This is a genomic window from Methanosphaera sp., from assembly GCF_022768985.1.
GTDB lineage: Archaea > Methanobacteriota > Methanobacteria > Methanobacteriales > Methanobacteriaceae > Methanosphaera.
This window is the reverse complement of record NZ_JALEKL010000015.1, coordinates 82,511-93,153: the sequence shown is the minus strand read 5'-3', so window position 1 is coordinate 93,153 and position 10,643 is coordinate 82,511. Positions and strand designations below refer to the sequence as shown.

The window sequence follows — 10,643 nt, the reverse complement described above, 5'->3', positions numbered from 1 at the left end:
TATCAGTCTTATTAATCGTGTAGCAAAACTTGATGTTACAACAAACACGCCAAAAACAACACAAGATCTAATAATTAACATAACAGCAACAACAGATAATGATCAACCTGTAGAAGATGCAAATATAACAATACATCTTGGTAATGATGTAATTGGAACTGTTCGTCTTATAAATGGAACAGCACAACTAATCTACACACTACCACCTAATAAAACTGCACGTGATCATCCACTTATTGTTGAGTTTTCAGCAGAATATTATATTGATAACTCTATTACAAAAAGTGTACATATTATAAGAAGTGACCTTTCAGAGCAAATAGTGATTCCTACACAGGAAATTCGAACATTAACAAATACCACTATAAATATGCAAATTAATGATTCAGTTGGAAAAAAAGCAGCTGGAATAATTAATGGTGAAATGTATATTAATAGTGAATTTATTAAGAATATCACAATAGTTGAGGGTATTTTTGATGTTGATGTTGAAATGGATGGACGCATGGCAGGCGAATATGACATTTTAGTTAAAACCATAGAAAATGATCTTTATAATGCAGTAGAATTTGGTGGAAAAATTAATATTGTAAATCGTAATGCATCAATTAAATTTAATACAAACAATCCTAAAACAACAGAACAATTAACAATACAATCCACAATAACAGATGATATTATAGTAGACAGAGGAGATGTAACATTTAAACTTAATGGTAACACAATAGGAGTTATTAAAGTTATAAATGGAACAGCAAATATGACATATCAACTACCACCAGAAATAGTAGCTGATACATATGAAATAACAGCACAATACACTAATGAATACTATAATACAAATACAACAAGTAAAGATCTTGAAATTAAAAGAAGTATAATTAAGGATGTAATAATTCCACAACAAGATAGAAAAGTATGGTTTAATACACCAATAGATGTAATACTTCATGATATGAATAATAAACAGATCATAAAAACTACAGATATTGAAGTATTAGTTGATGGAATCTCAACATACAATACAACAATTGAAAATGGTAACTTAAAAATCACAGTACCAACTGATACACAAAATACTGGACTTCACAACATTACAATTATAGCTAAAGAAAATGGATTATATGAACAAAAAACTATCCAAACCACAGTAAACATAGTAAAACGTAACACAACAATTGAAATTACAAAAATAAACAATACACAAACACTAAGAAATCTAGAAGTTAATACAAAAATAACAGATAGTGAAAAACAACCAGCAAGTGAAGGACGTGTTGTATTTAAACTTGATGGTAACATAATTGGAACAGTAGATGTAGTAAATGGTACTGCAAATCTAACATATATGCTACCCCATGATATTATATCAAAAGATTATAACATTACAGTTGAATACTCAGCTGATGATAACTATAATTCTAATATGACATCAAAAGTTGTAAATATCAGAAAATCAGATATTCAAAACTTAACAATACCAACACAAACAATAGAAACACAAAACAACATAACAATAGATTTCATGTTAAATGATTCAACAGGAGCACAACTTGTTGAACAAACAGATGTAGAAATACTACTTGATGGAAAATCATATAAAAATCTTACAATAACAGATGGTGTACTTAAGACAAATGTGACAATGGATGAACTACTAAAAGGTCAATATACAATTACAATTAAATTAAAAGAAAATGGACTCTACAACGGCAAAACATTTACAGCAAAAGTTAACATAATTAACCGTAATGGTATTGTAACAATTGTTGAGATAAATGATCCTAAAACAATGCGTGATCTCATAATTAATACAACAGTTATTGATATAAGAGGTGACATTGTAGATCAAGGAGTTGTAACATTTAAACTTGATGGAATTGTAATAGGAACAGCTGATGTAGTAAATGGAACTGCAAATCTTACATATATGCTACCTCATGATATATTTGCTGGAGCACACAGAGTAGTTGCAGAATTTAATGATAAATACTATAATACTAACACAACAGAAAGTGAAACAAATGTTATAAAATCAGATATTAATGATGTAGTAATACCTGATGTAACAATGAAAACATTAAATACAATACCAGTTGACATTACATTAAATGATGAATTTGCACGTCAACTTGTAGATGAATCCAGTGTTGAAATACTAATTAATGGAACATCATATAAAAACTTCACAATAACAGGTGGAGCATTAAAAGTAGATATACCAACAGATAAACTACTACAGGGAACATACACAGTTACAATTAATATAAAAGAAAATGGACTCTACAATGCTAAAACAATCACAACAACAGTAAACATAGAAAATCGTGATGCAACACTAACAATAACACAGATGAACAATCTAACAACACTTGGTAACTTAATAATTAACACAACAGTAGTAGATGCAGATGGAAACATCACAAAACGTGGAGTTGTAACATTTAAACTAGATGGTAAAATAATAGGTACAGCAAATGTAGTAGATGGAAAAGCAGGCTTAACATACACACTTCCTGCAGATATAACAGTAGGTAGCTATGATGTAGATGTAGAATTTAGCGATCCATACTACAATAATGCAGAAAACAGTGGAATCATAAATGTTTCAAGAAGCACAATTGCAGACTTTACAATACCAACACAACAAATAAAAACACAAACAAATGCAACAATAGACATTATACTTAAAGATACAACAGGAAAACAGCTAGTAGGACAATCAGAAGTTGAAATACTAGTAAATGGAGAGTCAATTAAAACACTAACAATAAATAATGGTGTACTTAATACAACATTTAAGATGGATGAACGCCTTAAAGGTGAATATACAGTTACAGTAAAAGTTAAAGAAAATGGACTCTACAACACCAAAGAATTAACAACAAAAGTAGATGTTATAAATCGTAATGCAACAGTTGAAATTAACACAAACACACCAAAAACAATGCGTAATCTAACAATAAATACAAAAATTATTGATGCAGATGGAAGCATTATAAATCGTGGAGTTGCAACATTCAAACTTGACGGCAATGTAATAGGAACCATAAATGTAGTAGATGAAAGTGCAAACTTAACATACACACTACCACATGATATAGTTGCAGCAAAACATAACATAGAAGTTGAATTTAAAGATCAATACTATAATGATGCTGTAAATACAAAAGATGTAGATGTTCTAAGATGTGACATTGCAGATGTAGTAATACCTGAAATTACAATTAAAACACAACAAAACATAACAATTGACACAATACTAAATGATGAATTTATGCGCTCAATTGTAGGTGAAAGTAGTGTTGAAATACTTGTTGATGGCTTATCACAGAAAAACATAACAATAACAGACGGAGTACTTAATACAAACGTTGTAATGGATGAACTACTTGAAGGTGAACATATAGTTACAATTAATATTAAAGAAAATGGACTCTACAATGCAAAAACAATAACAACAAAAGTAACAATAGAAGACAGAGATGCAAAAATAACAATAGATAAAATAAATAATCCTACAACACTTGGTAATTTATCAATTAATACAACAGTAATTGATACTGAAGGTAAAATTATAAATCAAGGAGTTGTAATATTCAAACTTGATGGTAGAACAATTGCAACAGTAGATGTAGTAAATGGTAGTGCAAATATGACATATACACTTCCTAGTGAAATTACAGCAGGAAACTACACAGTAGATGTAATATTTACAGATAAATACTACTCTAATTCAACAGCTAATGCTACAACTTCCATTACACGTAGTACTATATCAGATGTAGTAATACCAGATACTATAATTAAAACACAACAAAATACAACAATTGAAAACATTACACTTACAGATATAAATGGACAGCCACTTAGTGGTAAATCAGATATTGAAGTATATGTTGATGGAAAAGTTGTACTTGAAGATATTATAGTTGATGGAAAAGTTAACTTTACACTTAAAACAGACACTCTCTACCAGGGAAACTACACAATAACAATTAAAGTTAAAGAAAATGGTTTATATGCTGAGAAAATATTAACATCAAATCTCACAGTTATTAACCGTGATGCAATTATTAAAATTAAAGATATAAATTCACCTCATTTAACAGAGAAATTACTAATTAACACAACAGTTGTTGACACTGATGGTAATAAATTAAATGAAGGATTTGTAATTTTTAAAATTAATGGTAAAACATTAAAAGATGAACAAGCAAAAACAGTAACAGTAAATGTTACAAATGGTGTTGCAAATCTTGAATATATACTTCCATTAAGTATTGGTGGAGGAAAATATGATGTTGTTGCATACTATAAAAATCCATACTATAACGATGCAAATAATACATCAAAACTAACAATTACCAAGTATGCCCTTGAAAATGTGACAATGGATAATATTGAAATTAAAACATATTCAAATGCTACAATTAATATGACAGTGAAAGATCAATTTGGAAGAACTTTAATTACAAATACAACAGTAACAATAAAAATCAATGGTAAAACATTTACAAAAACAGTTATTCAAGATGGAAAGTTAAATATTACACTTGACTTATCAGGATTATCAGCTAAAAACTATACAATAGATGTTGTATATGGAGAAAATGGTATCTACTATGCAGAAGATATTAAAGCAAATCTCACAGTTATTAACCGTAATGTTAACATAAAAATAAACACACAAAATACACATACTCATGGAAAACTTCCAATAAGTGCAGTTGTTCGTGATGATGATGGTAACCTTGTAAAAAATGGATCTGTAATTGTTAAAATTAATGGTCAAACAATTAGAGATGAAGATGGAAATACTATTAAATATAAAGTTGTAGATGGTATTGTTATGGGAATATATCAACTACCAAATAGTATGTCAGCACGCAATTATAATATAACATTTGTATATTCAAATAAAGGTTATAATAGAGGTGAAGAAACTTCTACATTCACAGTTGAAAAAACTAATGTTTCAAACATTAATATTACATCAATTACAGTAAAACCAGAACAAAATACCACAATCAGAGCAATGGTATATGATGAATATGATATGAAACTTATTGGTAATACAAAAATAGCTGTTAAAGTTGATGGTAAAACTATAATTGAAGATACAATGTATGATGGAAAATTAAAAATTTCATTTAAATCACTTACTATAGGAGCACATAAACTCAGCATTATATGTGGTGCTAATAGTTTCTATAATGAAAAAAGATTTACAATTCCATTAATTGTAAATTCAAAAAAAGGAATTAATAGTTAAAGATTAGTTCCCCCTCTAACCCCCCACCTTTTTTTTATTTTTTTTAGAAATCTTTTATTTATGAACTTATTTTACATGGATTATAATTATCTCTAAACTCAAAAACTATGAAAAAAAAGATGTTAAAATATCTAATTAATTATTAAAATAATAGTATTATTCACGTATTTATCAAATTCTAGAAGATATTAGCCATTATACTTTAAAATAAAATAAAATTTATGTTATAATAAAAATTATATCCAATTAAACATAAATATAAATTCATATTATAACAATTTTTTTAAGTTATGAAAATGATGATAAAATAGGGATATTATTTTAAATATTATGGGGAAAATTAGAAAATGAGTTGTGAAAGTTGGGATTTTGAAGAGACTATTGAAGGATTAAGAGATAATCTTCTAGATATGAGTTTAAGAAATAATTTATTAAATTTCAGATCTCGTAGAAAATGTATTGAAATTGTTGATGAAGATATAGCTTCACTATATAAAATTCTTGTCATAGATGAAGAAAAGATGAAGTTTCTTTCAAATGAAGATCTTGATGAGGATATATTATCTGAGAATAATACATGGGATTCAAATAGTAAATTAAAAGATACATATCTTGACAGGTTTCTTCAAACTAAACATGAATCTGATGAACTTCAAAAGAGATTAACTCAACTTTATCGTGACAATAAAACTACCTATGAAGAACAAGGATATAATGACTTCTTTCTAGCATTAGGTTTTCTTGAATGGAAAGAAATTGATCATAGTGAAGGTATTCATAAAGCACCACTAGTTTTAGTACCTATGTCTATTGAAAGATCATCTATTTCACAACCTTTCACTGTTAGATGGAATGGTGATGAGGTACGCTCTAATTTATCATTAATTTATAAACTTAAAGAACAGGGTGTTGAAATTCCTGATTTTGAAGAATTTGATTCACAAGATGACCTGATTAATTACTTCAAAGAAATAGAGTCACTAATAAGCCAAAAAGATGGCTGGAAAATAACAAATGACATCTTCCTATCCAGTTTCAATTTCAAAAAATTTGTAATGTTTAAAGATCTTGATTTATCAAATTGGAATGGTATCAAAGATAATGCAATAAAATCATTATTTAATCCAGATAGTAGTGAATATGGATCTGATGATGTGCTTGACTTAAATTCACTTAACTCTACTGAAATATTTAATGTTATGGATGCAGATTCATCACAACTTGCTGTTTTAGAAGAAGCTAAAAATGGTAAAAATCTCGTTGTAGAAGGACCTCCTGGAACTGGTAAATCACAAACTATTGTTAACTTAATTGCAGAATTAATGGCAACAGGAAAGAGGATTCTCTTTGTAAGTGAAAAGAAAGCTGCACTTGATGTTGTAAAATCAAGACTTGATAGTGTAGGCTTGGGTGAAGGATGCCTAGAGCTTCATGGAAAAAATTCTAATAAAAAAGAGTTTCTTAATGAACTTGAGCGAACTTTAAATATTGATTCTGTTAAACTTTCAGATGAAAATGATTTCAGAAAACTTGATGATGTTAAAGCACAACTTGATGAATATGTAGAAGTACTACATACACCTTATGCATCTACCCAGTTAACTCCATTTAGATTAATTGGTATGTATGAATATCAAACACAGAAATTAACAGATAATAACCAGGAAATTATTAAATTAGACATTGATGATGTATCCCAACTTGACACAGAAAAACGTGGTGAAATTATCATAAAATTAAATGAAATTAAGGGATATTATGATATAGTTTCACCAGTAAATGGAAATTTATGGCGAAATACCTCTCCTGAAAATTTATCATCACCAGAAGTTAAACAACTAGAAGATCAATTACATGACATGTCAACTAGCTTAGAAAAATTTGATAAATGTAATGATTCTATTTGTGAATTAATTGGTACTGATAAACTAAATACCTTAAATATTGATCTATTGCTAAATAATTCAAAAGTACTTAAGCCAGATTTAAAACTTCTAAAAGATGAAGATTACCTGGAGGGAATTATTCGAAATATAGAAAATTTCCAAAATAAGATTGGAAATATAAATATTGATGTTTTAAATTTAGATTTAAATAGCTTAAAAAATGAAATTGACACATTACTTGAAAATATTAATAATTTAAATATTAACATGGACATTATGGATAAAGAGGACTTTAAATCCATTAATGAAGCATTTAAAACAAATAAGAATATTATTGAAGAGTCAAACCTGGAAGATGCACTTAAGAATCCTAATCTTGAAGCAGAATTCTATGAATTTAAAACAAAAAGAAGTTCATTCATTAAAAGAATTTTTAGTGGAGAATTTAAAAGAATTAGAAATAACTTTAAAAGCTATTATAACTTTGATGTTAGTGATGATCAAATAGAGGCAGATTTTGAAAAATTAATTGCAGCAAATAATGACTTAACAAAACTGAGAAATACAATTCTTGCATATTCAAAATCTGAAACAGATAATGATGATAAAATCAGGATAGAATCTGAAAAATTAATATCATGGGCATCAGAGCTTGATAATATTAAATCAAAACTATCATCATACCATGTTACAATTCAAAGTAATGCATTAAATGATAAAATTAACACACTTATCAAATTAAAAGAGTTACTTGAAGCTATAGAATCCTTTGACGATATTGGAAAATACTACTTTGGAGATTCATGGAAATCATATAATTCAGATATTAACGTGCTTAATAAGAAATTAATAGATATTAATGAATTTAGAAAGCTTTATGATTCAAAATATTTCAATGATATAACAGTTAAATTCATAGAATCTAACCAATTTGACACATTAAATTCCTACCTAGATGAGCTATCTTCACTTAAAGAGGAAATTATAAAACAATATAGACAAATTGATGATAAATTACACTTCAAAGATGAACTTAAAATAGATAATATTGACACAACTGATGTTTCATCTATGAAAAATACTATTGACATATTACTTGAAAATATTGAAGGTCTCACAGATTATAGATTATTTGCAAAATACTGCAATGAATACTCAGATGAATATACAAAAGATTTAATCAAATACATCAAGCAAGATAAAGTTAAACCTGAATTAATTGATAGTCTTTTCTATTATAACTTTGTCAACATTGCATTATTTGACATATTTTCTAATGAACCAGTACTTGATGAATTTAATTCTAAATTACATGAGGAGAAATTAGCTGAATTTAAGAAATTAGATAAAGCTATTATTGAATCAAACAAGTATCGTGTTCGTGAAGTTCTAGGAAATAATAGACCAAACATTGCGATTTCCACAGGAAACAATACTGCTCTTGGAATCTTAATGCATGAGATGACTAAAAAACGTAAAATTAAGCCTATTAGGAAGATTTTAAGTGAAACAAGTGATATTATATCATCAATAAAACCATGCTTTATGATGTCACCATTATCAATTGCACAATACCTTGATCCAAATGTATATGAATCATACTTTGACTATGTTATTTTTGATGAAGCAAGTCAAGTAAAAATTGAAGATTCAATAGGGGCAATGATGCGAGGAAACAGGTATGTTGTTATGGGAGATACAAAACAGCTTCCACCTACAACATTCTTTGAAAAAGAATTAGATATTGATGATGATGAAGAAGATGAAGGTTTTGCAGATAACATAGAAAGTATTCTTCATCTGTGTAAAAATTCATTTAAAACTAGAATGCTAAGATGGCACTATCGAAGTCGTCATGAATCATTAATTTCTGTATCAAACCAGGAATTCTATAACAATGACTTGTACGTCTTCCCATCACCTACCAAAAAATCAGATGACCTAGGTCTTAAATTTAAGTATGATCCAAATACAGTCTATGCACGAGGAGATGGTTCTAACAACATTAAAGAAGCAGAAAATGTAGTTGAATATGCATTTGATTGCTTTAGAAAATGGGGAAATAGTAGAAGTTTAGGTATTGGAACATTCAATCTTAAACAAAGAAATACAATAATGGACATAATTGAGGAGAAATTAAAAGATAATCCTGAATTTGAACAATTCTTCAATGAAGATGGTGAGGAAGGATTCTTTGTAAAAAATCTTGAAAACATACAAGGGGATGAAAGAGACATAATCCTGATAAGTCTTGGATATGGTCGTGATCAAAACAATAAACTTTCATTAAGCTTTGGACCACTTAATAAGGAAGGTGGAGAGAGAAGATTAAATGTATTAATTACAAGAGCTAAAAGACAATGTGTTGTATTTAGTAACTTCAAATCATCTGAAATGCATACAACACAATCAACACCAAGAGGTGTTGAAGCACTTAAAACATTCCTTTATTATGCAGAAAATGGTGAATTCCCAGAAAACTATCATACAGGAGGAGATTTTGACTCACCATTTGAAGAATCTGTATATAACTTCTTAACTGATGAAGGTTATGTTGTTGAAAAACAAGTAGGATGTGCAGGATATAAGATAGACCTTGCAATTGTAGATAAAGATGATGCAAACAGATATGTTCTGGCAATTGAATGTGATGGTGCAACATATCATTCATCACAACTTGCAAGAGACAGAGATAGACTCAGACAAGAAGTCCTAGAAGGTCTTGGTTGGAAGTTCCATAGAATATGGTCTACAGACTGGTATCATATCAATCAAAAGGCAAAGAAAAGATTACTCTATGCAGTTGAAGAGGCTATGAAAAATAAAGATAATGAAAAAATAGCCAGAGAACATGAAGATAATCTTATCAGTAAACCAGAGCCTAAAGCAAAGATAATTACCAAGACAATTGAGGATAAAAAACAGGAAGAATTAGGTAAATATTTCAAAGATTATGAAACATATGAATTTGATGAATATGCATATCCAAGTAATCCTTCAGATAATATTGTAGAATTAGTTAAAATTGAAGAACCTATATGTGTAGATGACATTTACGATGTTATGAAAGTAATGATGGATAGACGAGCTACTAAGAAATTTAAAAGTGAAATTGATAAATACATAAAAAGTTGTGTTAAAAAAGCTTCAATTAAAAAAGAAGGAGACTTTTATATGTTACCTGATTCAACTTTTGATGATATGAAAGTTAGAAGACGAAAGTCTCCAAAAATTGAACGTATTTATCCTAGAGAGCTTGAAAATTCAATAATATATTCATTAAAACTAGAATTTTCATCACCTCGTGATGATCTCATAAAAACAGCTTCTACATATCTGGGATTTAAAGCACTGCGTTCTAATGTAAAAGATAAACTTAATATGGTAGTGGATGATCTTATATCTCAAGGTGTTATTAAAGAAGAATCTGGAAAACTAGAACTAGTTAAGTAGGAAAACTAGCCTAAAAAAATAATAATTAT

2 protein-coding genes are annotated in these 10,643 nt (G+C 28.3%); both read left to right on the top strand.

The window, feature by feature from the left end; translation table 11 throughout:
• Window positions 1-5,275, top strand: a 5,275-nt coding sequence (locus MRZ80_RS07370; protein WP_292537821.1) for a hypothetical protein, incomplete at its 5' end; no start/stop codon positions are given.
• A gap of 347 nt (window positions 5,276-5,622) precedes the next feature.
• Window positions 5,623-10,614: a DUF4011 domain-containing protein gene (locus tag MRZ80_RS07365; RefSeq protein ID WP_292537819.1), complete on the top strand. Its 4,992-nt coding sequence runs from the start codon at window positions 5,623-5,625 to the stop codon at window positions 10,612-10,614.
• The last annotated feature ends 29 nt before the right edge of the window (window positions 10,615-10,643 follow it).